The following is a 25,325-nucleotide window of genomic DNA, read 5'->3' as shown; positions in this document are numbered from 1 at the left end:
TTTCAGCGGGGGATTCGACTGACGTGTCGCGAAACGGAAAGGCGGAAACCGCGTGTCGTCAGGCCGGTCGCCGCGCCCTGCCCGTCAAATGCAGCGTCGTCCGCGGCTCGAAGCGCGCCCGGCGCTCAACGCACGGCCGGCAGCTTCAGCATCGTATCGGTCATCACGTCGGCCAGCTTCAGCGCCGACATCGGGCCGCCGAATCCCCAGATATTGCGCTCGATCAGCGCGATCCGGTGCTCACGCAGCGCGGGCACGAAACGCCATACAGGCGAATCGAGTTTCGACGACAACGGCACGTCCATCCCCGACGCGGTCACGAACAGCACGGCCAGGTCGCGCTGCCGCAGCAGATCGGCCGACGTCACGTACAGCGTGCCCTCCCGCGTCGGCTTCCGCGGCCACGGATCGAGCCCGAGCGCGCGCGCGAGGCCCGCCGACGTGCTGTTGCCCGTATAGGCCCAGTAACGATCGGGCAAGCCGAGATCCTGCAGCAGCGCGACGCGCTCGCCGTGGCGGCCCGCGGCCGCGAGCCGCGCCGCGTTGCGCGCGATGCCGGCGTCGAGTTGCGCTTCGACCGCCTGCGCGCGCGCGTCGCGCCCCGTCACCGCGCCGATCGTCCGGAAGATCTGCCGCATCCAGTCGAGCTGCGTGACCGGCACGCCGTCTTCCGACACGTTCGGGCTGAACTGGAACAGGATCGTCGGCGCGATCCGGTCGAGCGCGTCGAAGATCGGCGCATGCCGGAAACCGACGCCGATGATGAGATCCGGCTTGACCGCCGCGATCGCCTCGAGCCCCGGCTCCTGCCGCGAGCCGATGTCGGTCACGTGCGCGAGCTGCTCGCTGCGGTAGCCGAGCCAGCCCGGGTAGAACGCGGTATCGGCCATCCCGACCGGCACGAGGTCGAGCGCGATCACGCTTTCCGCGAACATGAAGTCGAGCGCGACCACGCGCTGCGGCCTCACGGGCATCCTCGCGCTGGCCTGCGACACGACGGGATTGCCGGCCAGCGACACGCCGCCCTGCGCACCGCCGGCGCCTCCGGCCACGGAAGCGGCGGCCGCCGATGCGGAAAACGCGCCGCACCACGCGGCGCCGAGCGCGGCCGCGAGCGTGCCGAGCACATGCCGGCGACCGGCGTGCGTCACCGGATCGCGTCCTGCCCGGCCAGCGCCGCGTCGTCCATCGTCAGTAGCAGGGGGCAGCTTCCACACAGTTGCGTTTCTCCAGGAATTTCGTAGCGCAGGCAGCACACGCGGCGCGCGCGAAACGGCGTCGGCAGCAGCGGCGAGCGCGGCACGGCATCGCGCACGGGCTGGCGCAGCGGATTCGATTCGCCGCGCACGCAGGCCGAACCGAACAGCCAGTCCGCATCGCGGACGGGATCGGCCGCGCACGGCAGCGCACGATACGTATCGAGCAGATAGTCGAGCAGGTTGCCCGCGTTGCTCCACAGCACGCGCGGCGTGACGCGGCCCATTGCCGCGAGCAGGTCGATCACCGCGCCGAGATGCGCGACGAGCCCCGCATAGCGCGGCTCGGGTTCGTCGCACGGCGCGCCGAGCGCATCGCTCGCGAAATACAGCGCGGCCGGCATTCCGTCGTCGAGCGCGACGAACGTGCGTTCGGGCGTCATGTCGAGCGGACGGCCGAGCGTCAGCGCGGCGACGACGCCGGCCGGCGCCGCGCGGCCGAAATAGTATTTGCTCCATTGCGACATCAGCGCGCGCGCATGCTGCGCGGGATCGCCGCCGTAATGGTCGACCATCGCGCCGAGCACGGCGTCGCGGTGCGCGGGCAACGCGCTGACGGGCACGATGACGCGCCCCGGCGCATGCGCGTCGTCGGGCATGCCGAGCCACACGACGTCGAGGTGCTCGGCGAACGGTTCCGGCGCGAACGCCGAAAAGCGCGTGGCGCGCGCGCCGTCGAGCGCCGGCGTCATCGCCCCGCGCGCCGGGCGCGGCGCCCCTCGAGAATCAGCAGCCCGAGCAGGTACGGCGCGCCGATCAGCGCGGTCAGCACGCCGGCCGGCACTTCGCGCGGCGCGACGACGGTGCGCGCCGCCAGATCCGCGACGCCGAGGATCAGCGCGCCGCATGCCGCCGCGAGCCACAGCCGCGTGCGATGCCGGCGCGCGCCGAGCATCGTCGCGACGTGCGGCGCCATCAGCCCGATGAAGCCGACCGGCCCGACCGCCGCGACGGCCGCGCACGCGGCGAGCGTCGCGATCGTCAGCGCGAGCGGCCGCAGCGCGGCCACCGGCAGGCCGAGCGCGGCCGCCTGATCGTCGCCGAGCGCGAGCATGTCGAGCGGTTTCGCGAGCCACGCGAACACCGGCACCGCGAGCACGCACCACGGCAGCAGCATCGACACCTCGCCCCAACTGCGGCCGTACGTGCCGCCGACGAGCCACACGACGAAGCGCGCGGGCTGCACGCTTTCCTGCGTGATCAGCCATTGCGCGAGCGTGGTCCACAGCGCGCCGATCACGATGCCGGTGAGCGCAACCGCGAGCGGCGCGTAGCGATGGCGGTGATTCAGCGCGAGCGTGATCGCGAGCGACAGCCCGCCGCCGATCAGCGCGGCGGCGGCAAGCGTCGCATGGCCCATCAGCGGCCACGTCGACAACGCGAACAGCGTGACGAGCCCCGCGCCCTGCGTCACGCCGAGCACTTCGGGGCCCGCGAGCGGATTGCGCACGACGCTCTGCATCGCGACACCGCTGACTGCCAGCAACGCACCGGCGAGCAGCGCGCACAGCAGGCGCGGCATGCGCAGGTCGATCAGCATCCGCGCGAGCGCGTCGTGACCGGACAGCGCGGCCGACCAGCGCGCGGGCGACAGCCATTCGGGGCCGGCCGACACGCCGACGAACACGACCAGGCCGCCCGCCACGACGAACAGCACGGTGCGCAACGGCCAGCCGAGCCGTTCGAGCCAGCCGACGAGCCGCGTCGAGCCGCCGCCCGCCGCGCGTTCGCCATCCGCATGCAACACGCCCGACCACGCGGCGCCGCGCCGGATCATCGCGAGCATCAGCGGCGTGCCGACCAGCGCGATCGCGACGCCGGTCGACAGCGTCGCATCGAGGCCCGACGCGAGCACTGCGCTGTCGGTGACAAGCACCAGCGCACCGCCGGCGAGCGCCGACAGCGGCACCAGGACACCGAGCCGCGCCGCGCGCGCGCCGCGCACCTGGCGCAGCAGGTTCGGCGCGACGAGGCCGACGTACGACAGCGGGCCCGCGATGCTGACGGCCACGCTCGTGAACGCGACCGCGACGATCGTCGCGGCGAGCCGCGTCACATCGACGCGCACGCCGGCCGCGGCCGCCGCATCGTCGCCGAGCGTGAGCGGATTCAGCGGCCGGATCACGAACGGCAGCGCGACGAGCGGCACGACGAGCCAGCGCGCGGCGAGCGCGAGGCCCGTCGCGCCCGGCTGGTACAGGCTGCCGTTGGTCCACAGCGCGGCGCCCGCGATGTTCTGCTCGAAGAACGCGAGCACGAGCGTCGACAGCGCCGCGAACAGCAGCATGCAGACGCTGCCCGCGAGCACGAGCCGCAACGGCGTCGCGCGCCAGCCGCCCGCCGCGACGATCGCGCAGGCGGCGGCCGCGAGCCCGCACACGAACAACAGCGGCACCGATGCGACGCCCGCCAGCGCCGGCACCAGCATCGCCGCGAGCAGCCCGAGCTGGGCGCCGCCCGTCACGCCGAGCAGGTCGGGCGACGCGAGCGGATTGCGCGTGAGCGACTGGAACAGCGCGCCGGCGATGCCGAGGCAGCCGCCCGCGACGAGCGCGGCCGCGACGCGCGGCAGGTTGAGGTCGAACAGGAACACGTGCGCGAGCGCGGCGGCATCGCTGCCGGGCGCCGCGGCCCACCACACGCGCAGATCGGGGGCGATCCGCAGCGCCGCGAGCAGCGCGATCAGCGCGACGAGGCCGAACGCGATCGCGCCGGCCCGCCCCTTCGCCGCGCCCCTGCCCGTCGCCGCGAGGCGCTTGCGCATCGCGAACGTCGTCATACGGCGAGATCCCGGTCGAAGACGCCGGCCGCCTGCGGCGGCGCGCCGTCGGTCGACGGCCCGTAGGCCGGCACGCACATCGGCGCGCCCGTCTGCGGATGCGCGAGCTTCAGCATCTCGACGCCGAACGCCGCGCGCAGCCGCGCCGGGTCGAGCATCGCGTCCGGCGTGCCCTGCGCGACGAGGCGGCCCGCGCGCATCAGCACGATCTCGTCGCTGTACGCGGCCGCCTGGTTCAGGTCGTGCAGCACCCATACGATCGTCAGCCCGCGTGCGCGGTTCAGCGCACGCAGCGCATCGAGGATGTCGAGCTGGTGATGAATGTCGAGATAGGTCGTCGGTTCGTCGAGCAGCACGATCGGCGCCTGTTGCGCGAGCGCCATCGCGATCCACGCGCGCTGGCGTTCGCCGCCCGACAGCGCGCCGACGTCGCGTTCCGCGTCGCCCGCGAGGCCGCTCGTGTCGAGCGCCTCATCGATCGCCGCATGATCGGCCCGCGACAGGCCGCGCAGGAAGCCGCCGTACGCATAGCGCCCGTACGCGACGAGCTCGCGCACCGTGAGGCCCGACGGAATCTGGTTGAACTGCGCAAGCATCGTCAGCTCGCGCGCGAGCGCGCGACGGCGAAACGACGCGAGCGGCTTGCCGTTCACGTCGACCTGGCCGGCACGCGCGGGCTGCAGGCCCGCGAGCGTGCGCAGCAGCGTGCTCTTGCCGCAGCCGTTCGGTCCGCACAGCGCGGTTACGCGGCCGGCCGCGATCGACAGGTCCAGCCCGTCGATCACGACATGGTCGCGATATCCCACCGACAGCCCGCGCGCGGCAAGCGCGGCGGCACTACGCGTCATCAATCCTCCGTTCGGTCGCGCGGGACCGTGTAACTCTGCGCCATCGCGACGACGACCTTGCGCGGCCCCTCGAACGGGTCGCGTGCATGCGCGGTCAGCATGTTGTCGAGCATCAGCACGTCGCCGGTGCGCCACGGGAACACGATGCGCTGCTGGTCGAGCACGCCGCGGATCTGCGCGAGCGCATCGGCCTCGAGCGGTTCGCCGTCGCCGTAATACACGTTGCGCGGCACGTTCTCGAGCCCGACCGCGTCGACGAGCGCTTCCTGCATGTCGTCGTCGAGCGCCGACAGGTGAAACAGGTTCGCCTGGTTGAACCACACTCGGTCGCCCGTGCGCGGATGACGCGCGACGGCCTGGCAGCGTTCCCGCGTGCGCAGCAGCAGTTCGCCGTCGTCGTCCGTGCGCCATGCGCATTCGATGCCGCGCGCCGCGCACATCCGCTCGACCTCGGCCGGCTCGTCGGTGCCGAACGACTGCTGCCACGGCAGATCGAGCCCCTGCCCAAAATTGCGCACGTACAGCAGCTCGCGCTTCTCGAAGCGCGCGACGAGCGCCGGATCGAGCGCGCGGTACACGGCGCGGCTGTCCGCGATCGGCGTCGCCCCGCCCTTCGGCGCGGCGAGCGCGCAGTGGAACCAGATCCGCAGCGGCCATTCGCGCGTGTACGACTGCTCGTTGTGCAGCGGAATCGCGCGGTGCGGCGGGTATTCGGTCGACGTGTAGACCGCGCCCTCGACCTGGCTGCGCGGCGTCGACGCGTATTCATAGCCGATCAGCGGATCGCCGAACGAGGCCGCGAATTGCTGGAACGTGTCGATCGACGGCACGCGAAAGCCCGTGAACAGCACGCCGCCCGCCCGTTCGAGCGTGTCGGCCGCGATCTCGCGCGCGAGCGGCGCGACGTCGTCGATCGACATCCCGTCGTTGCCGCGCGGCGACACGACGGTGGGCAGCCCCGGCTCGATACGCAGGTCGTCGAGCGTCGGCAACGAAAGCAGGGTCATGCAACGTCCTCTTCAGGTGACGCGCCGCACATGCGGCGCAACGGGTCACGACGCGCGCGTTGCGCGCTCGCCGTCCATCGCGCGGCGCAGGCTCGCGGGGCGCATGTCGGTCCAGACGGTTTCGATGTGCGCGAGGCAGTCGGCCTTCGGGCCGCTCACGCCGACTTCCCGCCAGCCGGCGGGCACGGGCCGGAACGTCGGCCAGATCGAATACTGTTCTTCGTCGTTGATGACGACCGTATAGACGAGATCGTCGGTGTCGGCGGAAGGCGTCGGGGCTTGCGTCATGATCGGAAATCGCTGGGCGGTTGAAGGAAGCGAAGCGGCGAATTCGGCCGCTCCTGTCTGATAGACGGTTGGGCGGCGCGTTTTTTTACCGCCGCCGTGCGCGACCGCCCAGGAACACCGGGCAGGCGACGCCGCGGTGGCACGCGTCGAGGCATTCCGCGCAGTGGCGCTCCGCGTCGCGCACCATGAAATGCACGAGCGTCTGCGACACGTTCAGCGCGCGCGCCGCGGTCTGCAGCGTCTCCTCGCGCAGCCGCACCATCTCGAACGCCGCCCGGCTGCGCGCCGGCAGGTCGTCGAGCGCGGCCCACACGCGCCGCAGCGTGTCGCGCGTCATCAGCGCGGCTTCCGGCGTCGGTTCGGGCGACGGCACGTCGTAGCCGTCGTCCTCTTCCGTGTGATAGACGTTTTCGAGGCTTTGCCGGCGGCACGCGTCGATCGATGCGTTGCGCACCATCCGCGTCACGTACGCGACCGGCTGGCGCACCGCGTCCTGATTGGGGAATTCGACGAGCTTCACGAATACGTCGTGCACGATGTCCTCCGCGCGGCTCGCGCAGCCGACGAAGCCGCGCGCGACGTTGACGAGCATCGCGCGATGCGAGATCAGCACGTCGAGCAGCGCGCCCTGCGCACGGGGCTCGGACGCCCGGCGCACGCGCGGCGCGGCGCGCGCCGGCAAGTCCGGATAACTGCCGAGGAACGGGTTTGCCGCTGCCGCCGTCGGTCGGTCGAGCACTTCCGCCATCGCCATCGATCTGCTCCGTCAAATTCCGAGATAAGGGAATTTAACGTAAACGCAAATCATTCTCAATCCGATTACGAGATGACCCTTTGAATTGTCGGGATTTGTCTGATCAATTGCCGGAATGTCCGCGTTGACGGACGGGATGAACGCGAGGTGTCCGCGGAGCACGGCAAGCTTTCCGCGCCAAAGGAAATTGCCGGACGGCCGAAACGGCCGAGGTCCATGATGTCGGCCCCGCCCTGCATCGACGCGCGACGCCGGCCGCGCGATCCGCACGGCTTGCGTGACGCCGGCAAGCTGTTTCCGCGATCCGACGGCACGCATGCCGCCGCGCCCCCCGCCGTCAGTAGATGAACAACCGGATCGTCGCCGTCGCATCGAATCGTCCGATCTTCGGCGGCCCGAACGACTTCAGCACCGCGTCCATCGGCACGCTCTGGTTCATCACGTTGGACGCGAACTGAGCCAGCGTGAACTGCTGGTTGAACGGAATGGCCTTGCCCTGGCCATCCTCGATGCCAATCCCGAAATTGCTGTCCTTCGCCGGCACCAGCAAGCCGTTCTGGACCGGAAAGCTCGTTTCGAAATACCCGTCCACCCGCACCGCGACGTTGCATTTCTTGGTCAACGACAGCGAAAAACGCTTGCGCGGCACCGCCGGCATGAAGCCGTTACCGGCCGCCTGCACCTGCCCGAAATTGACGATGCCCGGTTCGGGCGTCACGAGCACGTCGACGAAGCACGGCGTCGGCTTGAGGTTGCGCAGGCCGCTCAGCCGGTACTGGAAGCTCGTGCCGAACGCATTCAGCCCGAACTCGCCGTCGAACTGGAACACCGTGTAGATATCGCTCGGCGGCTGGACCCAGTTGCCCTTCTTGCGCACGACGACCTGGTAGTCGATGCTGATGTTCGTGCGTTGGCAACGCCCGCGGTCGAAGTCGTACCGGCTGCACGGCGGCACCGCATAGCCGGTAAACACCCCGCCGCCGCGATTGCTGGTCTTGTCGAAATAATCGACGCCCTTGTAGCGGATGCCGATCTCGAGCCCCCACGCGACAGGGTCCGTGCGATTCGGATTCGCGTAGAAGTAGACGTTGTCGACGACCTTCAGGCTGCCGGCGTCCCCCAGATCCTTGTAGCAATACCCCGACGTCGTGCGCACCGGCGACACCCAGATCACGTAGCCGTCGGGCGCGTCGGTCGGATACGACGCCACGCCGCCGATCGGCTCGGTCAACGACGTCGCGCCGCTGTTCGTCAGGCAGCGCAGCGCCCACGCCGGCTGCACGGCCGCGATCAGCAGCGCGAGTACGACCCAGCGCAACCATGCCGCCGGCGCCGCCCGATCGCGCATGCCCGCGCTCATTTCTTCACGCTCTTGCACGCACCCGCGTCGCACGCATACTCGACCGCCACCTGGCCGCCGTAATCGTCGATATGCGTGACGAACAGCGTCGCTGGCGTCGCGGCCTTGAACGGCACGTCGGCCGTGCTCATCGGGCTCACCATCACCGGCTCGATCGGCACCGGCGTCTTCTGCGCGCCCGCGCTCACGTCGACCACCGTCACGTGGTACGGCGTCGGGTTGTCGAACACCAGCTTGTGCGCGGCCGCATCCACCCGCAGCGTCATCGGCAGCGTCCAGTCCTCGTCGCGCGCGGGCTGCACCGCCTTCGGCCGGTAGAACAGCTTCATCTGCGTATGCAGCGCGATCTGCAGCGTATTCGGCGTATCGGTCTTCGGCGGCACTTCGCGGATGTTCAGGTAGAACACCGTTTCGCGATCGGCCGGCAACCCGGTGCCCGGCAGCTTCGCGATCCGCAGCACGTTGCGCTCGTTCGCCTCGATGCGTTGCAGCGGCGGCACGACCATCAGCGGCGACGTGGTCCTGTTGCCCTTCGCGTCCTCGAGCCACGACTGCACCAGATACGGATACGTCGCGCTCTTGTTGGTGATCGTCACGATCGCGGCCTGCTCGCCTTCGTTGAAGATCACGCGCGTGCGATCGGGCACGATCGCCGCCTGCGCGGCGCCTGCCAGCATCGCGCCGGCGCTCGCGAACACGCACAGCGCGCGCCGCGGGAAAGAAAGGGAGAAAGCGTTCTTCATCGCTGGATCCATGAAAATCATCGGTCGACCCGCGCGGCCGCCGCATGCGACTCGCCCGGTGTCCGGCACGTCACCGGAATCGGCGTGCCTTCGAGTTGGAGCTGGTTCGGCAGTGCGTCGATCGTGCACAGCGTGCGTTCGCCCGCCCGCACCGCCAGCGCGGATTTCGGCTGAACCTGGGTCAGGAACGCCGCGCCGCCCTCGCCGACGATGCCGAGTTCCTTGCCGTTCGCCGCGTCCTGCACCGACGCGCCGAACGGCAGCGCCTTGCCGGCCGCGTCGGTCAGCGTCAGGTACAGGTTGCTGCCGCGCGCGGCGGAGAACTTCACGAAACCGATCGCGCCGTCGGTCAGCACCATGCGCTGGATCGGGTTCGTCACCTGCACTTCGAGCGGCAGCTTCTCGACGTTCACGGTCGCGTCGTACACGTTGTAAGGCGAGATGCCGTCGAGCACCGCGTAGCCGCGCGAATCGGTGCGCGTGAGCGTGCCGGACAGCGGCACGTCGGGCACGCCGTCGGTCGACACCAGCAGCCGCGTATCGCCCGCATTGCCGTTCGCGTGCGCGGACACGCCGTACTGCGTCGCGACGAACGAGCCGTCGACTTCGAGCGACGCGGCCGCATACGCATTGGCGAGCGTCGATGCCTGCGCGGTGAGCTGGTACGCCGACGTGCGCTGCCGGAAGCTCGCGTTCGCCGACGCGCGGCCGTCGGTCTCGCCCGCATTGACCTGATAGGTGCGGCCGGCCGGATCGTCGTAGATGTAGCCGGCGTTCACGCTGGTGCTGCCGTTGCCCGTCGTCAGGTTCGACGTGACGGTGTGGCGGCCGCCGATCGGCAGCGTCGCGGTGACCGAGAACTGGTTGCCGCTCGCACCGGCGCTCTGCGTGCGGAATGCCGACACGCTGACGTTCAGGTTGCGCAGCGTGCCGATCGAGAACGCGCGCGTGAGCGTCAGGCCGACGCGCTGCTCGTTCGCACGCGCCCAGTAGGTCGTCTGGTCGTAGGAAAAATAGGTCGACGTGTCGCCGAAGCGCTTCGACAGCGTCGCCGAATAGCGCTGCTTGCTGTTGGCGAGGCCGTACGCGGTCGGGTCGCCGGAAAACTGCGCGAAGCTGGTGTACTCGCGCTCCGAGAAGCGGTAGCCGAAGAAGCGCACGTCCGCGTCGAGCCCGTCGAAGTGCTTCGAATAGTTGATGCGATACGAATTGCCGTTGCGTGTCGCGCCGTTCCACCACAGGCGCGCCCGCGCATGCGTGACGTCGGCCGACACCGCGCCGAAGGCGCCGAAATCGCGACCGACGCCGAGCGCGATCGACGTATAGCCCGACGCGGCGATGAAGCCGCCATAGGCGGTGACGTCGAACGGCAAACCGTACGCGATTTCGCCGAAACCGAAGAACGGCGTGACGCCGGCGCCGCCGAACAGGCGCGGCTTGCCGACCGCTGCCTTGTAGCGCAACTGGCCGGTGCGCGCGAGGAACGGCACGGCGGCCGTCGTCACCTGGAAGCGCTGCACGCTGCCGTCCTCTTCCTCGACCGCGACGTCGAGCGTGCCCTGCACGCTCGTGTTGACGTTCTGCAGCGCGAACGCGCCCGGCGACACGCGCGTCACGTACAGCACGCGGCCGGCCTGCGACACGGTGACGGTCGCGTTGGTGCGCGCGACGCCCGAGATCAGCGGCGCATAGCCGCGCAGCGACGGCGGCAGCATGCGGTCGTCGCTGCGGATCGACGCGCCCGTCAGCGCGAACGTGTCGAAAATGTCGGAGCTCAGGTAGTCGTCGCCGAACGTCACCGTCGACTGGATCGACGGCAACGCGCGAAACGCATACAGCCGGCTGAAGCGGAACGTGCGGTCCGCGTACGCGGTGTTGCCCACGTTCGATTGCGCCTGGTAGTCGCCGCGAACACGCCACGCCTCCCAGTTCGCGCCGACCGTCCCGTACGCCTGGATCGCGTTCGTCTGGCCGCCGCCCGCACCGAAGTTGCGGTTCGTGTTCGCGATCACGCGATAGTCGAGCATCGCGCCGGGAATCCCTTCGGACCAGTGCTCCGGCGGCAGGTAGGTCGAATCGGTGAACTCGAGCGCGGCCTGCGGAATCGTGATCTTGAGCCGCCCGTCGCTTTTCAGGTAACGCACGGTCGCCCCTTCGATCGCGGCCAAGTCGACGCAACTGCCGCCCCGGAAGCGCGGCAGGTCCTTGACCAGCGACGGCTTCAGGCCGAACCGCGCGACGAGCGCCGGTCGCAGGCACGGCTTGCCCGCGCCCGTCGCATCGACCGCGACGAATTCGATCGGCTGCAATCCGAGATACAGGTCGTTGACCTGCACGTCGAGCATGTACTCGCCGGGCAGCGTGAAGTCGGCTTGCGAGAACTGCGACAGGTCGACGTTGCGCGTTCCGTCGATGTCGAGGAACGACGAATTGAATTCCGTCGCCTGGCTCTGGCTGCCGACGACCAGCACGGAGACGCAAAGGAAGGAATGTCTGATTCGCACGCGGTGCTACCGGGAGTCCGAGGAGAACGGAAACGGGAGGAAAGATGAAGGAGGACGGCATGCACGCCCCCTCCTCCGGTACGGACGCTTACTGGTAGCGGACCGTGAAGTTCGCGACACCGTCGGCGGTACCCGGCGTCACGCCGGCTGCCGTCGCTTCGGACATCGCCGCGAAGCGCGCGACGTTCGTGCCGTTCTGCAGCACGGTCGGCGCCTTCTGCTCGGCGCCGTTGTCGAGGTATTCGCCCGACGCGGCCTGCAGGCGAATGCCGACGTTGGTTGCCGAACCGATCGTGGCGAGCAGCTTCGGCTGGCCCGCGCTCGACGTGCCCGTGAACGTGAAGTACGCGTTCTTCGCGACGCTCGTGTCGCAATCGGTCAGCTTGATGTCGAAGTTGGTCGGCGTGGACTTGTCGCCGGCTTGCTTGAACACGTTGGTCGGCACCTTGCCGAGGTTCACGGTCTGGTTGACCGAGCCCGAATCGATGCCGCATGCGCCCGCGACGATCTCGCCCGTGAAGTTGATCGTGCCGGTGCCCGCCGCGAAGGCCGAGGTGGACAGGGCCGCGAGTGCGACAGCGCTCAGGATGGATTTTTTCATGACGTTTCCCGTGAAAAATGCAAATGGAATGGACAACGTGACGGATACAAACGGCAGCGTATGGCGGCTCCCGCCCGGCACGAGGCGTGCATTATCGAGATAACCATGAAAGATTTCTGTAAATCATTGTCAAATGCATCTGACAATGTTCGATTTACCCCTCTAAAACGCCATTCTTTCTTTTTGATTTCCAATGACAGGGATTTTATCCGCAGTCCTTTTTGATTTTCCGGAACCGATTGAAAATTAAGGGCATTTCTTTCCGACAATCACCGGCACCGCGTTCTTCCTTGCTGGCATTGGCTTGTGCAGGGCCGACACTCAAAGGACAAAACATTGTCCAATGCCGCCATCGTTGTCCGATTACAACTCGAATATCGAATCATTTTCAACTGACAAGAAATTAACGATGGCATTTCATCAACACGGATTTATCACGCAAACGATTGCGCAAGAATACAAACGTTTTACCGCGACACTTTGCCGTCGCCATTCATTCCAATATGTTGATTAATCCAATCGTCAATTACCGAACTTGAATCGCATGCATGCGCGGCCGCTGGAACGCGGCCGGCATGCCCGATTGGACGAGATGAAACGGGAAGGAACGCGACACACGTTTGCGCCGGAGCGCGACACGATCGGTCGCCGGGTGCGGATGGCGGGCAAGCGGCCTGCGCCCTGCCGGGAGATGAAAAGGATGCGGGGAACAGCGCCAGGAAGCGCCGATGCCGAGCGGCAAAAGGCGGCCGCACGACGCATCGTACGGCCGCCTCCATGTCGCCCGACCCGCTGCGGCGTCAGGCGATGCGTGGCACGTCGCACGTCACGCGGAAGCCGCGGCCTCCGCCGTAGCCGGCGCCCAGCCGCCGCCGAGCGCGCGATACAGCGCGATCGCGTTCGCGAGCCTGAGCTGCCTGAGCCGGATCAGCTCCTGTCCCGACTCGTACGTGCTGCGCTGCGCGTCGAGCAGCTCGAGATAGGTCGCGACGCCGCCCGCGTAGCGGCGCTCCGCGAGCTTCAGCCGCGCGCCGTCCGCCGCATACACGTCCTGCTGCGCGGCGAGCTGCCGGTCGATCCAGTCGCGTGCGGCGAACGCATCGGCCACTTCGCGAAACGCGGTCTGCACCGCCTTCTCGTATTCGGCGACCGCAATGTCCTTGCGTGCGTGCGCGACGTCGAGATTCGCGCGATTGCGGCCGCCCGCGAAGATCGGCAGCGTGATGCGCGGCGCGAACGTCCACACGCTCGTGCCGGCCGCGAACAGGCTCGAGAACGCGTCGCTCACCGACCCGTAGTCGGTCGTCAGCGCGATGCGCGGGAAGAACGCCGCGCGCGCCGCGCCGATGTTCGCGTTCGCGGCCTTCAGCCGCGCCTCGGCCTGCCGGACGTCCGGCCGCCGTTCGAGCAGCGCGCTCGGCGCGCCGGGCGCCACGGGTGCGATCGACAGCGTGTCGAGCGCGGTCGCGTCGTCGGGCACGTTGCGCGCGAAGTCGCCCGCCAGCAATTGCAACGCCCGTACGGCCTGCGCATGCTCGCGCTGCAGCGCGGCCTGCGACGCGCGCGCGGACGCCACCAGCATCTCGGCCGACCGCAGCTCGATCGCGTCGCTCGTGCCGGCGGCATAGCGGCGCTGCGTGAGCGCGGCCATCCGTTCGCGCGCATCGAGCGTGCGCCGAGCGAGTGCCCGTTGCTCGTGCAACGATCGTTCGGAAACGTACGCGCCCGCCACTTCGGCGATCACGCCGATACGGACCGTGCGCTGCGCATCGGCGGTCGCGAAATACTCGGCGAGCGCCGCGTCGGACAGGTTGCGCACGCGGCCGAACAGGTCGAGCTCGTATGCGCTGACGCCGACGCCCGCCCGATACAGCCCGCTGATCGCGCTTTCGCGCACGACCGGGTCGTACTGGCGCGCGCGTTCATAGCCGAGATTCGCATCGACCGACGGCATCCGGTCCGCGCGCTGCACGCCGTACAGCGCGCGCGCTTCCTCGAGTCGGCCGGCCGCGATCCGCAGGTCGCGGTTGTTCGCGAGCGCCGCGTCGATCCACGCCTGCAGCGCGGGATCGGTGAAATAGGCATGCCAGTCGTCGAGCAGCGCGGCATCCTGTGCCGCGCTCGATCGGGTCACCGGCGCCGTACTGCCGTCGACCGGCGCATAAGTCGCCGGCACGGGCGCCGTCGGACGCTCGTAACGCGGTGCGAGCGAGCACCCGGCGAACCCGGCGAGCGCGAGCGCGGCGGCCAGCGCGAGCGGAGCCCGCCGCGCGGCGCGTGCATTCAGCGCGAACATCATGGTTGCGAACCCTCCATCGTCGTCGGCTGCGCGCCGCCGCGCCGGCGCGGCCCGACGTCGAACAGGCGGCCGACGATCACGAAAAACAGCGGGACGAGGAACACCGCGAGCACGGTCGCCGTGATCACGCCGCCGAGCACGCCGGTGCCGATCGCCGTTTGCGCGCCGGACGCGGCGCCCGACGCGAACGCGAGCGGCAGCACGCCGACGCCGAACGCGAGCGACGTCATCACGATCGGCCGCAGCCGCAGGCGCGCGGCCTCGAGCGCCGCGTCGACGAGCGACATGCGCTGCGCGACGAGATCCTTCGCGACTTCGACGATCAGGATCGCGTTCTTCGCGGACAGCCCGATCGTCGCGATCAGCCCCACCTTGAAATAGATGTCGTTCGGCATCATCCGCAGCGTCACGCCGAGCACCGCGCCGATCACGCCGAGCGGGACGACCAGCATCACCGCGAACGGAATCGACCAGCTCTCGTAGAGCGCCGCGAGCACGAGAAACACGACGAGCACCGACAGCGCGAACAGCATCGGCGCCTGCGCGCCCGACAGCCGCTCCTCGAACGACTGCCCCGACCACGCATAGCCGATGCCGGCCGGCAGCTTCGCGGCGATCCGCTCGATCGCGGTCATCGCCTCGCCGCTGCTGTGGCCGGCCGCGGCCGAGCCGTTGATCGTGAACGACGGATAGCCGTTGTAGCGCGTGAGCTGTGGCGGCCCCATCGTCCAGTGCAGCGTCGCGAACGCGGCGAGCGGCACCATCTCGCCGCGCGCGTTGCGCACGCGCAGCTTCTTCACGTCGTCCGGATCGAGCCGGTGCCGCCCGTCGGCCTGCACCATCACGCGCCGCACCTGTGTGCCGTGCATGAAGTCGCCGATATAGTCCGAGCCGAACATCACCGCGAGCGTCGTGTTGATCTCGTCCATCGACACGCCGAGCGCGGACGCCTTCGCGCGATCGATGTCGAGCTTCAGCTGCGGCGCGTCCTGCGTGCCCGCGAACATCAGGTCGGTGAGCGCGCGATCCTTGCCGCCCGCCGCGAGCAGTTGCTCGCGCGCGGCGCTGAACGTCGCGTAGTCGAGCCCGCCGCGGTTCTGCAGCCGGAAGTCGAAGCCGCTCGACGAACCGAGGTCGGGCAGCGCCGGCGAGTTCATCGCGAACACCGTCGTGTTCGGCGTGCCCGCGAAGCGTTCGTTGATGCGTGCGACGATCGACTGCACGTGATCGCGCGCGGCCTTGCGTTCGTTCCAGTTCTTCAGCGTGACGAAGATCATCCCGCCGTTCGGCCCTTCCCCGTACAGGTTGAAGCCGCCGAGCGCATATGTATAGGCGGCCGGCTCGTCGCGGCGGATCGCCGACTCCACGGCGCGCACGCTCTGCATCGTTTCCGCGAGCGGCGTGCCTTGCGGGCGGATCACCATCACCATGAAGTTGCCCTGGTCCTCGTCCGGCAGGAAGGCGCTCGGCAATTGCGTGAGCATCAGCACCGCGGCCGCGGTCAGCGCGCCGTACACGACGAGCCAGCGCACCGGCTGCTTCAGCATCGTGCCGACCCGCGCCGCATAGCGCTGCGTTGCGCGCGCGACGAAGCGGTTGAACCCGCCGAAGAAGCCGCGCTTCTCGTGATGGTCGCCTGACACCGGCTTGAGGAGCGTCGCGCACAGCGCGGGCGTCAGCGACAGCGCGAGGAACGCCGAGAAGCCGATCGACACCGCGAGCGACAGCGCGAACTGCCGGTAGATGTTGCCCACCGCGCCGCCGAAGAACGCCATCGGCACGAACACCGACGTCAGCACCACGGTGATTCCGACGATCGCGCCGCTGATCTGCCGCATCGCCTTGACGGTCGCGTCGTACGGCGCGAGCCCCTCCTCGACCATCAGCCGCTCGACGTTCTCGACGACGACGATCGCGTCGTCGACGAGGATGCCGATCGCGAGCACCATCCCGAACATCGTCAGCACGTTGATCGAGAAGCCGGCCGCATACATCACGCCGAACGTGCCCGCGAGCGCGACCGGCACGACGAGCGTCGGAATCAGCGTCGCGCGCAGGTTCTGCATGAACAGGAACATCACGAGGAACACCAGCATGCCAGCCTCGATCAGCGTCGTGACGACCTTGTTCATCGACACGCGCACGAACGACGACGTCTCGTACGGGATCTGGTATTTCACGCCCGGCGGGAAGTATCGGGACAGCTCGTCCATCGTCGCGCGCACGCGCTTCTCGGTGGACACCGCGTTCGAACCCGGCGCGAGCTTGATGCCCATCCCGGTCGCGACCTTGCCGTTCACGTACGACGGATAGTTGTAGTCGTTGCCGCCGAATTCGATGCGCGCGACGTCGCGGAGGAACAGCGCGGCGCCGTCGGCCCGCGCGCGCAGCGCGATCGCGCCGAAATCGGCCGGCGTCTTCAGCGGCGCGTCCGCGAACACGGTCGCCGCGATCGGCGCGCTGTCCGGCACCGCGCTGCGGCCGATGTCGCCGATCGTCACGCGCGCGTTGTGCGCGCGCACGGCCGACGCGATATCCGACGCGGTGAGGCCGTGCCCGGCCAGCTTCACCGGGTCGGGCCAGATCCGCATCGCATATTCGGCGCCCCAGAACTGCACCTTGCCGACACCCTCGACGCGGCGCAGCGCCTGCACGACGTTCGCCGACGCGTATTCGCCGAGCTGCACGTCCGTCATCCGGCCGTCGTCGGACGTCAGCGACACGACGAGCTGGATGTTGTCGGCGGCCTTCTCGACCTGGATGCCGTCGCGGCGCACGGGCTCGGGCAAGCGCGCATCGACCGTCTTCAGCCGGTTCTGCACTTCGACGGCGGCAAGATCGGCGTTCACGCCCTGCTTGAACGTCAGGTACAGCGACGCCGCGCCGGCGCTGCTCGTCGCGGACGTATACAGCAACCCCGGCGCACCGTTCATTTCGCGCTCGATCAGCGCGGTCACCGATTCCTCGACGACCTGCGCGGACGCGCCCGGGTACGCCGCATAGATGCTGACGACGGGCGGCGCGATGTCCGGGTACTGCGCGACGGGCAGCGCGCGGATCGCGAACAGGCCACCCAGCATGATGAAAATGGCGATCACCCACGCGAAGACGGGGCGATCGATGAAGAAACGTGCCATGTTGGTTTGAACCGGTCAGGTTTGACGGGCGGCCGCCTGCGATGCGGCTGCTGCCGGCGCCGCCTTCGACGGCGGCGCCTTTTCGACGGGCTGGACGGCCGTATCGGGCGCGAACTGCGCGACGTCGTCGACGATCACGCGCTCGCCGCCCGCGAGGCCGCGCGTGATGCGCCAGCCATGGCCGCTCATCTGGTCGGCCGCGACCTCGACGTCCTTGACCTTGCCGTTCGCGCCGACGACACGCACCGACGTACGGTCGGCCGTGCGCAGCAGCGCGTCGCGCGGCACGAGGATCGCCCGCTGGTCCACCGCCGTGTCGAGCGCGATCCGCACGTACGCGCCCGGCAGCAGCTCGCGCTCCGGATTCGGGAACAGCGCGCGCATCGCGACGGTGTCGGTGGTCGGATCGACCGCGAGATCGCTGAACAGCAGCTTGCCCTTCAGCGGATACGCGGTGCCGTCGGCGCGCAGCAGCGTCACCGCGACGTCGTGCTGCGCGATGCCCGTCGCGCGCCCGCTCTTCACCGCGCGGCGCAGTGCGTCGACATCGGCGGCCGGCTGCGAGAAGTTCACGTAGATCGGATCGAGCTGCTCGACGGTCGTGAGCGGCGTCGCCTGGTCCTGGCCGACGAGCGCGCCCTCGGTCACGAGCGCGCGCCGTGCGCGGCCCGCGATCGGCGCGGTGACGGTCGCGTAGTCGAGTTGCAGTTGCGCGCGCGCGAGTTCGGCCTTCGCCGACGCGACCTCGGCCTTCGCCTGCGTATCGGCTGCGACGGCTTCGGTGTGGTCGCGCTCGCTCACCGCGCGATCGCGCACGAGATCGTCGTAACGGCGACGCTTGTCGGTCGCCGCGAGCGCGGCGGCCTGCGCCTTCGCGAGCGCGCCCTGCGCGGCGTCGCGCGCGGCCTTCAGCGGCGCGGGATCGATGCGGAACAGCACCGCGCCCTGCTTCACTTCCTGGCCTTCCTCGTAGGTGCGCGCGGTGACGATGCCCGCGACTCGCGCGCGGACTTCCGCCTGCCGGTACGCGTCGAGCCGGCCCGGCAGTTCGACGGTCATCGGCACGGCCGTCGGGCGCACAGTCACGACGGTGGCCTGCTTGGTCTCCGGCGCTGCGTCCTTATCGCTCTTTCCGCATCCGGCCACGGCCAGCAGCGCCGCGAGCGCGAACGGCGCCAGCCGCATGCGGCGCCACAGGGTGCGTGTGTTATTCATGTTCCGACCTCGGATCGTTCGCCGCCGATACAATGCGGCGGCTCAGGGTGGCCGATTATAATCAGTCACGACTGATTAAATACATCCGCTTTCAATCGGCTGACGCACTGTCTCAATAAAACGACAGCGAACTGTAAGGAATTTCACGACATGGCCCGCAAGACCCGGGAAGAATCGCTCGCCATCAAGCACCGGATCCTCGACGCCGCCGAGCTCGTGCTGCTCGAAAGAGGCGTCGCGCAAACCGCGATGGCGGACCTCGCCGAGGCGGCCGGGATGTCGCGGGGCGCCGTCTACGGCCACTACCGCAACAAGATGGACGTGTGTCTGGCGATGTGCGATCGCGCGTTCGCGCGCACGTCCGAAGGATTCGACGCGGGCGACGGCCTGCGGCCGCTCGCTACATTGCGGCGCGCCGCGTCGCACTACCTGCAGGAATGCGGCGAGCCGGGCCCGATGCAGCGCGTACTCGTGATCCTCTATACGAAATGCGAGCAGAGCGAGGAAAACAGCGCGCTGCTGCGGCGGCGCATGCTGCTCGAGCTGCAGATGCCGCGGATCACGAAGGCGTTGCTGCGTCGCGCGATCGCAGCCGGCGAAGTTGCCGCCGATCTCGACGTGCATCTGGCCGCCGTCTATCTCGTATCGCTGCTCGAAGGCGTGTTCGCGTCGATGATCTGGACCAACCGGCTGCGCGGCAACCTGTGGAACGACGCCGAGGCGATGCTCGACGCCGGTTTCGACGCCGTGCGCACGTCCGCCGCGCTGCGTCGGCGCACGCAAAAATTGCCTGACCAACGAAAATCGTCGTAACAAATGCTGATTTAACCCGACTTACCGCAGTGCGAAACGAGTGAGCCGACCCTCTTTAAAATTTTTAACGTTTCGCGGAACATCGGTAGACTGACGCTGTCATCTTTCTTTAGCGTCTTCGTGATAACCGGGTTCGACCCGGTATGCACGCCGCCGTTCGAAGCGGGCACCGCCCCGCAGGTTGGGTCGAACGGAAACGACACAGGCCCCAGGCGGGGCCTGTTTTGTTGCACGCCCGCCGCCCGCCCCGTCGCCGTTCGACGGATGTGCCGCCGGCGGCCCCCGCCCACACCCCTTTGAACCGCTTTCCTGGATGTGGACACCTTGGTCAAGCCTGTCGCAACCCCTGATGCCGTCGCGCCCGGTCGCGCGCAGCGCGCCGTGCGCGCGCTCGTGCCGGCCGCCGTGCTCGGCGCCCTCGCCGCATTCGGCCTCGCCGCCGCGCTGCCGGCCGTGTCGCAACTGCCGGGCGCCGTCGATTCGGGCACGGCCGCGCTGCCGCAGCGCGTGCTGTCCGATACGCCGTTTCCCACCGCGCAGCATTTCGTGACGAGCGAGCTCGCGCGCACGATCGGCGAGCGCAACGAACATCTCGATCGCAACAACGATCGCAGCCTGCAGCCGGGCCTGTTCGCGCCGCTCAGCGCGCATCGCAACGACATGCTCGGCTACACGAGCCTGTTCCAGTTCGCGTCGCCCGATCACCGGCAAGGGATGCGCGCGGGCGACATCGAGCTCACGCTGTCCGATACGCTGAACCGTCTCGACGTGCCGCCCGAAGTGCGCATCCAGCTCGGCGACCTCGTCACCGGCAAGGTCGCGATGCGCGCGAGTGCGCAGCGCGGCGACTATTACCGCGTCGCGTTCGACACGAACGACGGCACGCCGCGCCTCACCGCGCTCGAGCTGCGCGTCGCCGGCCGCACGTTCGGTGCGATCTGGTTTCGCGCGCCGGGCGCCGACCACGGTGCGTACTACACGCTCGACGGTTCGCCGCTCGAAGCCGCCGCGTTCACGATGCCGGTCAAGTGGACGCGCATCAGTTCGTTCTTCGGCGAGCGCATCCATCCGCTGTCGCAGGCGATGGCGTTCCACACGGGCGTCGATCTCGCCGCGCCGAGCGGCACGCCGGTCGATGCGGCGGCCGACGGCGTCGTGTCGTTCGTCGGCACCGATCCGGGCGGCTACGGCCGCTATGTGATCGTCGATCATGCGGACGGCTATTCGACGTACTACGCGCACCTGTCCGCATACGCTCGCGGGCTGAAGGTCGGCGAAACCGTGAAGCAGGGCCAGCGCATCGGCTCGGTCGGGATGACGGGCGCGGCCACCGGCCCGCACCTGCACTTCGAGGTGCGGGTTGCGAACGATCCGGTCGATCCGCTCGTCACGCTCGCGAACGCGCAGACGGGGCTGTCCGACATGCAGCTCACCGCGTTCCGCCAGGAAGCCGCGCAATGGCGCTTCCGCCTCGCGTCGATCAACAAGACGCCGTTCGCGTTCGCGCAGAACGACGGGCCGCTGTGGGGGGATTTCGCGACCGGTTCGTCGACGCTGCGCGCGGTTTTCGATACGCACTACTCGGCGGAACGAGGCTGACTCCGAGGCACACGGTCCTGGCGGTTGGAGAAGAGCGTACGGTTGTCAGAATGCTCGCGTGCTCTTCTCTACACCGTCGGCTGGTCACGGGCTTGAGCCGACGTTTTGGTGCGGGATAAGGGCAGACCTCCGCCCGATACCGCCGGCGGGGTGCACTTACCCCTCGCAATTGACCGAGATAGGTTCCGTCATGACAAACAAGACCGCGTTTATTCAGAACTGAGCAGTCAGCTGAAAACCGAGCGTCACTCGCGCAGTCGGAAAACCCGACGGCTTGTAGATAGGCGTACCCGCGAAGCAATCGTACGCATAGGCTCCGAATCGCGTGCCCACGCTGCCCTTTATGCCGATCACGGCGCCGGCCAATTGCGTCCCGACGAGGACGACAGGCTGCGGGCCCCATACGCGACCATAGTCGAGTCCCGCATAAAGTGCCTGCCCCGTCTGGCCGATCGCCGCCTGCAGTTCGTTGCGCCAGTAGAAGCCGCGTGCGGCGGCCAGCATCGTTTCACCGTCGAAGCCGCGTACCGTGTAGCGGCTGCCGATCGTCAGGTCGTCGATGTAGTACAGCGTGTTCCCGGTGTACTGGCCGTGGAATGTGCCGACATAGCGGAATGGCTGCTTGCCGATCGCGAACGGCACCGACAGGTTCGCGTCGAACACCGCCATCTTGAAGCGATAGGTTGGCCCGCCACCGGCCGCCAACGTGTCGTCCTGTGCGCCCAATCCACCGACACCTTGACGATATGCAAGCGAGTCGTCGAGCTGTGCGCCGCCGAAGTAGTGGCGATCGGTCAGGCCGAGTTCGATCATCGTGTTATTGCGGCGCTGCTGTGAGATCTCGGTGTCTTCGATAAAGCTTTGTCCGAAACGGCGCGACAGGCGAACGTAGGCGCCGAATACGTCGTTCTGACTACGCGACAACACGCGGGCCAACTTGAAATCAACCGTCTTCGAATTGCCGCTCGCGACGAATGTCTGGTTCACGCCGGCAATCTGCTGGTAGTACGTGTTCGTGTAGGCGGACAGCGTGGCCGTCCAGTAGCCCCATGGAATCGAGTAGAAGCTGTTCCAGCCGTGCGAGCCAAGGCGCTTGTCGCCGAATTCGAGATCCTGGCTCACGCCGATGTTGAAGACGTCGTTCAAGCCGAGTGGGTTGTCGATGCCAAGCGACAGGTTGCCTTGCAGCTTGCCGGTCGCGCGCGTGCCGGCGTTGTCGACCGATGCGACGACCGTCCACGGCTTGCCGCGCTTTACGTCGAGCACGACGTCGCTTTCGCCAGGATGTTCGCCCGGAACGATTTGCATCGACACGTCCTGGCTCGATACGCGCTTCATTTGCTCGAGGCCTTGTTCGAGGTCGCGCAGGTTCAGCACCTCACCGTCGCGGGTGGGGAAAGCTGTTTTCCATGTACCCCGCAGTTTTTCATCAGCGAAGCGCACATGGTGAATCGTGCCCGGAATCAGCGAGAGTTTGAGCGTGCCGGTCGATAGGTCTTGCTCGGGAACGAGCACGCGTGTCGTGACGTAGCCGCGCGCCAGAATTGCCTGGGATAGCCCTTTGACTAACACGTCGACGCCTTGCTTACCGACGCATTGCCCTGCGTAGTGGTTCAGCCATGCACGGCGTTTCGGCAGGAAGCGCCGGATACGCTTCGGCCTTCGGTACATCGGAACGCACGGAAGGAGTACGCACGGCCGCGTCGCGCTGCTGCACGTCACGGTGCTGCTGCGCCTGTCGATCCTGCTCGGCGTTCGCCCGTGCTGCGGCGGCTTGGTCCGCATGCGTCTGGGCCTGCTGTGTATATCCCGTCATTGGTACAAGGAAAGCAATCGACAGAAGGACGACGGGCGTGCTGATTCTCATTCGTAAGCGTGCGTTGAGTTTGTTTTAGGGTTTGGGGGCAAGGTGACCAGGAATCCAGACCCACTCCGTCCCACTCCATTTCCAGAACCCCATCACCCACGTCATGGTCGACCATGAAGGAAGGACGGGCGACATCTCTGGTTTGGAAGGCGGGCGCGGCGGCGCGTCGGGTGGCACTGTTTCACATGCCGCGAGCAAGGCAAGCATAGCAACCGACGTGATTAAAAATATTGCTTTCAAAATCCCCTTTTCCCCTCACGCAATCATTTCCATTTATCTTCGTCCAGCTTCATTTTCTCATCAATATAAGCGTCAGTTTCTTTATCCAGCGGCTCATCAGCAGAAAGTTCCACAACCTCTTTGACCCCTTTAACAGGAAGCAGTGAAGCCAATGTGTCATGATCAGAAATCTCTAAAAGCCCCCACTCAAGAAGTGCAGTTAAATAGCCGCGCCACACAGACGCGACCTCGGCCGTAGGGCCTCGCCATTCCAATTGACGCAGAATTCTATTTCTTAATTCCTCTACTGTCGGATATCCATTAATCAAAGCTGTCATTTCGGCACCCTCGGGACGTACACCGTCCCCTGTGAAGTAATAATAGTAATGCTTTGAATTTTTTCTCCAGATCCACTATCACGACTCAATGCTCGACTAATTCCACGCGTTGCAATTTCCGGCGTCATGCCAGCCTGATTCCTTGCATCGATAATAATGCCACCGGATTGCCCGCGCGCGTCCATCGCCGTGCTCGAAATCGCCTTCGACAATCCGTCGGAATCCTGCTTTACCACGTTGGTCATCGTCTTGAGTTCGTACTTCTTGCCATCGATAAGGAAGTCGCCGGACCGGCCAACGTTACTCGACGGAATCACCTCGACAGTTCGGCCGCCGCTCACCATCTCGTTGATGAAGCCGCGCTCAGCTGCGGTTAGGTTTTCCGTCGAACCGATCAGCTTGCCAGCGGCAGCAGCCCCGGCACCCGCTACAGCCGCCCCCGTGCCGGCCGGCATCGCTCCGCCAGCAGCCAAATCGCCGACAGTGATCGCCGCCTGATTTCCGCAGAGGATCGGATTCGCCGCACAAGCCTTGATCGCTGTACCAATTGCTGTCGCTGTGTCCGGAAACAACGCCACGCCGCCCGTTACCAATGCGGCCACCGCTGCGGCAGAGGAAGTTAGCGTACTGTACTTTTCCTGCTGAGCCTTGTCTCGATTGGCCGAACTCGCGACCGCTTGTGCAGGCGGCACATTCATGCCTACGCCATTCGGATAATACTTCCCGTACATCGCTACGTTGGCCTTTTGATCCGGCGTCGCGTAGAACATATATCCGGGGCCACTATTTCCATCAGCAGGAAGCAACCCATGCGCTTGATTCAGAAAGGCGTTTGCGGCCTGATTGAGTCGGATGTCGGCCAATTACGACTTAAACCATTGGGAAACTCGGCCAATTAGCCCCTGCGAAGGCGGCACCCACCCCGACTTCAGAAAATCGTAGACGTCATCGTAGTGATCGAGAGGCTTGACCGGCATCAGCCCCATCGGCACAAGCGGATGATCGACTTCAATTTGGATTCCACGACGCCAGCAAATCTTTGTCTCAAGCGTCCCAAGATATGAGATGAAGTCCTCCAAATCCGGCCAAGCGCTCTTGATGTTTGCGTGCCGCTTCTCGATCAGCGACCTCAATCCCGCAGCATCGCGCGATAGAAGTAAGGAGAAAAAATACTCGCCGCTTTCGATCGCTTGCCGATCAGCCTTGATTCCCTTTTTCCTCACTTCCTCGATAAGCGCCTCCAGCTCCCGATCTTTACCCAAGATCGCGAGCTGGAATCTGTATTGCAGTGCCGCTGCCGATTTTGGATCGCCTCTTCCGTCAAGCAGGACTGAGGTCTCAACCTTTGCAGCTCGCTCGATAATGCCCTGATCATCGGATAGAATTGCACAAAGCAACTCAAGTCCCGTTGTGAAACTAGCACCTCCATCCAAACCACTGCTCTCAATAGAAAGCTTTGAAGATAGATAGAAATTCTGCTTGCTGGCTGATATATCGCTATCTCCAAAATAATCAACAACAGCTTGCGAACGTGCGCGGCTTGCCAGCCCACTGTAGACTGCACCAAGGCGGACTTTTGTTCGCCGATATACGGCGTCATGAACGAGCTCAGGTAGCAACTTCTGCTCATTCCGAACGAGATTCATCAACTTTTCCAAGGCTACTTGATTGCTCATGGCGTATTCCGAGGGACTTTTA

20 protein-coding genes and 1 pseudogene are annotated in these 25,325 nt (G+C 66.9%); 2 read left to right on the top strand and 19 right to left on the bottom strand.

The window, feature by feature from the left end; translation table 11 throughout:
- Nucleotides 1-125: 125 nt before the first annotated feature.
- The 14 genes from CFB89_RS08005 to CFB89_RS07940 all read right to left on the bottom strand — a co-directional run bounded on the left by CFB89_RS08005 (nt 126) and on the right by CFB89_RS07940 (nt 18,791).
- Nucleotides 126-1,151 carry an ABC transporter substrate-binding protein gene (locus CFB89_RS08005; RefSeq protein WP_089467407.1) on the bottom strand — a complete coding sequence of 342 codons (1,026 nt, stop codon included), beginning with the start codon at nt 1,149-1,151 and terminating at the stop codon, nt 126-128.
- A complete protein-coding gene (fhuF, locus tag CFB89_RS08000) occupies nt 1,148-1,948 on the bottom strand; it encodes a siderophore-iron reductase FhuF (RefSeq protein WP_089467406.1) in 801 nt (266 codons plus the stop codon). The genes CFB89_RS08005 and fhuF overlap by 4 nt, the downstream gene beginning before the upstream one ends.
- Entirely contained in the window at nt 1,945-4,035 is a 2,091-nt protein-coding gene (gene fhuB / locus CFB89_RS07995) for a Fe(3+)-hydroxamate ABC transporter permease FhuB (protein ID WP_089467405.1), read from the bottom strand. Before fhuB ends, fhuF begins: the two co-directional genes overlap by 4 nt.
- On the bottom strand, nt 4,032-4,883 hold the full coding sequence (locus CFB89_RS07990) for an ABC transporter ATP-binding protein (RefSeq protein WP_089467404.1): 852 nt from the start codon (nt 4,881-4,883) through the stop codon (nt 4,032-4,034). Before CFB89_RS07990 ends, fhuB begins: the two co-directional genes overlap by 4 nt.
- Nucleotides 4,883-5,890: a TauD/TfdA family dioxygenase gene (locus CFB89_RS07985; RefSeq protein WP_089467403.1), complete on the bottom strand. Its 1,008-nt coding sequence runs from the start codon at nt 5,888-5,890 to the stop codon at nt 4,883-4,885. Before CFB89_RS07985 ends, CFB89_RS07990 begins: the two co-directional genes overlap by 1 nt.
- Before the next feature lie 45 nt (nt 5,891-5,935).
- On the bottom strand, nt 5,936-6,178 hold the full coding sequence (locus tag CFB89_RS07980; RefSeq protein ID WP_006476052.1) for an MbtH family NRPS accessory protein: 243 nt from the start codon (nt 6,176-6,178) through the stop codon (nt 5,936-5,938).
- Between the two features lie 85 nt (nt 6,179-6,263).
- Nucleotides 6,264-6,932: an RNA polymerase factor sigma-70 gene (locus CFB89_RS07975; RefSeq protein ID WP_089467402.1), complete on the bottom strand. Its 669-nt coding sequence runs from the start codon at nt 6,930-6,932 to the stop codon at nt 6,264-6,266.
- A 337-nt stretch (nt 6,933-7,269) separates the two neighbouring features.
- Complete coding sequence (locus CFB89_RS07970) at nt 7,270-8,292, bottom strand: fimbrial protein (RefSeq protein ID WP_089467401.1); 1,023 nt, start codon at nt 8,290-8,292, stop codon at nt 7,270-7,272.
- Nucleotides 8,289-9,035, bottom strand: a complete 747-nt coding sequence (locus tag CFB89_RS07965) for a molecular chaperone (RefSeq protein ID WP_089467400.1) — start codon at nt 9,033-9,035, stop codon at nt 8,289-8,291. The genes CFB89_RS07970 and CFB89_RS07965 overlap by 4 nt, the downstream gene beginning before the upstream one ends.
- Before the next feature lie 17 nt (nt 9,036-9,052).
- A complete protein-coding gene (locus CFB89_RS07960; RefSeq protein WP_089467399.1) occupies nt 9,053-11,506 on the bottom strand; it encodes a fimbria/pilus outer membrane usher protein in 2,454 nt (817 codons plus the stop codon).
- Nucleotides 11,507-11,627: 121 nt separating this feature from the next.
- A complete protein-coding gene (locus tag CFB89_RS07955) occupies nt 11,628-12,140 on the bottom strand; it encodes a fimbrial protein (protein ID WP_089467398.1) in 513 nt (170 codons plus the stop codon).
- Nucleotides 12,141-12,966: 826 nt separating this feature from the next.
- Nucleotides 12,967-14,436, bottom strand: a complete 1,470-nt coding sequence (locus CFB89_RS07950; protein ID WP_089467950.1) for an efflux transporter outer membrane subunit — start codon at nt 14,434-14,436, stop codon at nt 12,967-12,969.
- On the bottom strand, nt 14,436-17,576 hold the full coding sequence (locus tag CFB89_RS07945; RefSeq protein WP_089467397.1) for a multidrug efflux RND transporter permease subunit: 3,141 nt from the start codon (nt 17,574-17,576) through the stop codon (nt 14,436-14,438). The genes CFB89_RS07950 and CFB89_RS07945 overlap by 1 nt, the downstream gene beginning before the upstream one ends.
- A gap of 15 nt (nt 17,577-17,591) precedes the next feature.
- Nucleotides 17,592-18,791 carry a MexX/AxyX family multidrug efflux RND transporter periplasmic adaptor subunit gene (locus CFB89_RS07940; protein WP_089467396.1) on the bottom strand — a complete coding sequence of 400 codons (1,200 nt, stop codon included), beginning with the start codon at nt 18,789-18,791 and terminating at the stop codon, nt 17,592-17,594.
- 150 nt (nt 18,792-18,941) lie between these two features.
- Between CFB89_RS07940 and CFB89_RS07935 the strand changes: the two genes are divergently transcribed.
- Together CFB89_RS07935 and CFB89_RS07930 are read left to right on the top strand one after the other, a co-directional pair.
- Nucleotides 18,942-19,604: a TetR family transcriptional regulator gene (locus CFB89_RS07935; RefSeq protein ID WP_089467395.1), complete on the top strand. Its 663-nt coding sequence runs from the start codon at nt 18,942-18,944 to the stop codon at nt 19,602-19,604.
- Nucleotides 19,605-19,928: 324 nt separating this feature from the next.
- Complete coding sequence (locus CFB89_RS07930) at nt 19,929-21,203, top strand: M23 family metallopeptidase (protein WP_089467394.1); 1,275 nt, start codon at nt 19,929-19,931, stop codon at nt 21,201-21,203.
- 213 nt (nt 21,204-21,416) lie between these two features.
- Here CFB89_RS07930 and CFB89_RS07925 read toward each other — a convergent pair.
- From CFB89_RS07925 to bcpI, 5 genes and pseudogenes are all read right to left on the bottom strand, one after another.
- Nucleotides 21,417-23,019 (bottom strand): annotated as a pseudogene (locus tag CFB89_RS07925) (ShlB/FhaC/HecB family hemolysin secretion/activation protein).
- Nucleotides 23,020-23,094: 75 nt separating this feature from the next.
- Nucleotides 23,095-23,277: a CDI system lipoprotein BcpO gene (gene bcpO / locus CFB89_RS07920; protein ID WP_089467392.1), complete on the bottom strand. Its 183-nt coding sequence runs from the start codon at nt 23,275-23,277 to the stop codon at nt 23,095-23,097.
- Nucleotides 23,278-23,333: 56 nt separating this feature from the next.
- On the bottom strand, nt 23,334-23,627 hold the full coding sequence (locus tag CFB89_RS07915; RefSeq protein ID WP_256979603.1) for a hypothetical protein: 294 nt from the start codon (nt 23,625-23,627) through the stop codon (nt 23,334-23,336).
- Nucleotides 23,624-24,490, bottom strand: coding sequence for a hypothetical protein (locus tag CFB89_RS34080; RefSeq protein WP_256979602.1), 867 nt, complete (start codon nt 24,488-24,490; stop codon nt 23,624-23,626). The genes CFB89_RS07915 and CFB89_RS34080 overlap by 4 nt, the downstream gene beginning before the upstream one ends.
- Nucleotides 24,491-25,303 (bottom strand): contact-dependent inhibition immunity protein BcpI, encoded by an 813-nt coding sequence (gene bcpI / locus CFB89_RS34075; RefSeq protein WP_144030072.1) that lies wholly within the window; start codon nt 25,301-25,303, stop codon nt 24,491-24,493. It lies immediately after the preceding gene.
- Nucleotides 25,304-25,325 lie beyond the last annotated feature (22 nt).

It is taken from the genome of Burkholderia sp. AU16741 (genome assembly GCF_002223345.1).
In the GTDB taxonomy this organism is placed as follows: Bacteria; Pseudomonadota; Gammaproteobacteria; order Burkholderiales; family Burkholderiaceae; genus Burkholderia; species Burkholderia sola.
This window is presented reverse-complemented; position numbering and strand designations above follow the sequence as displayed.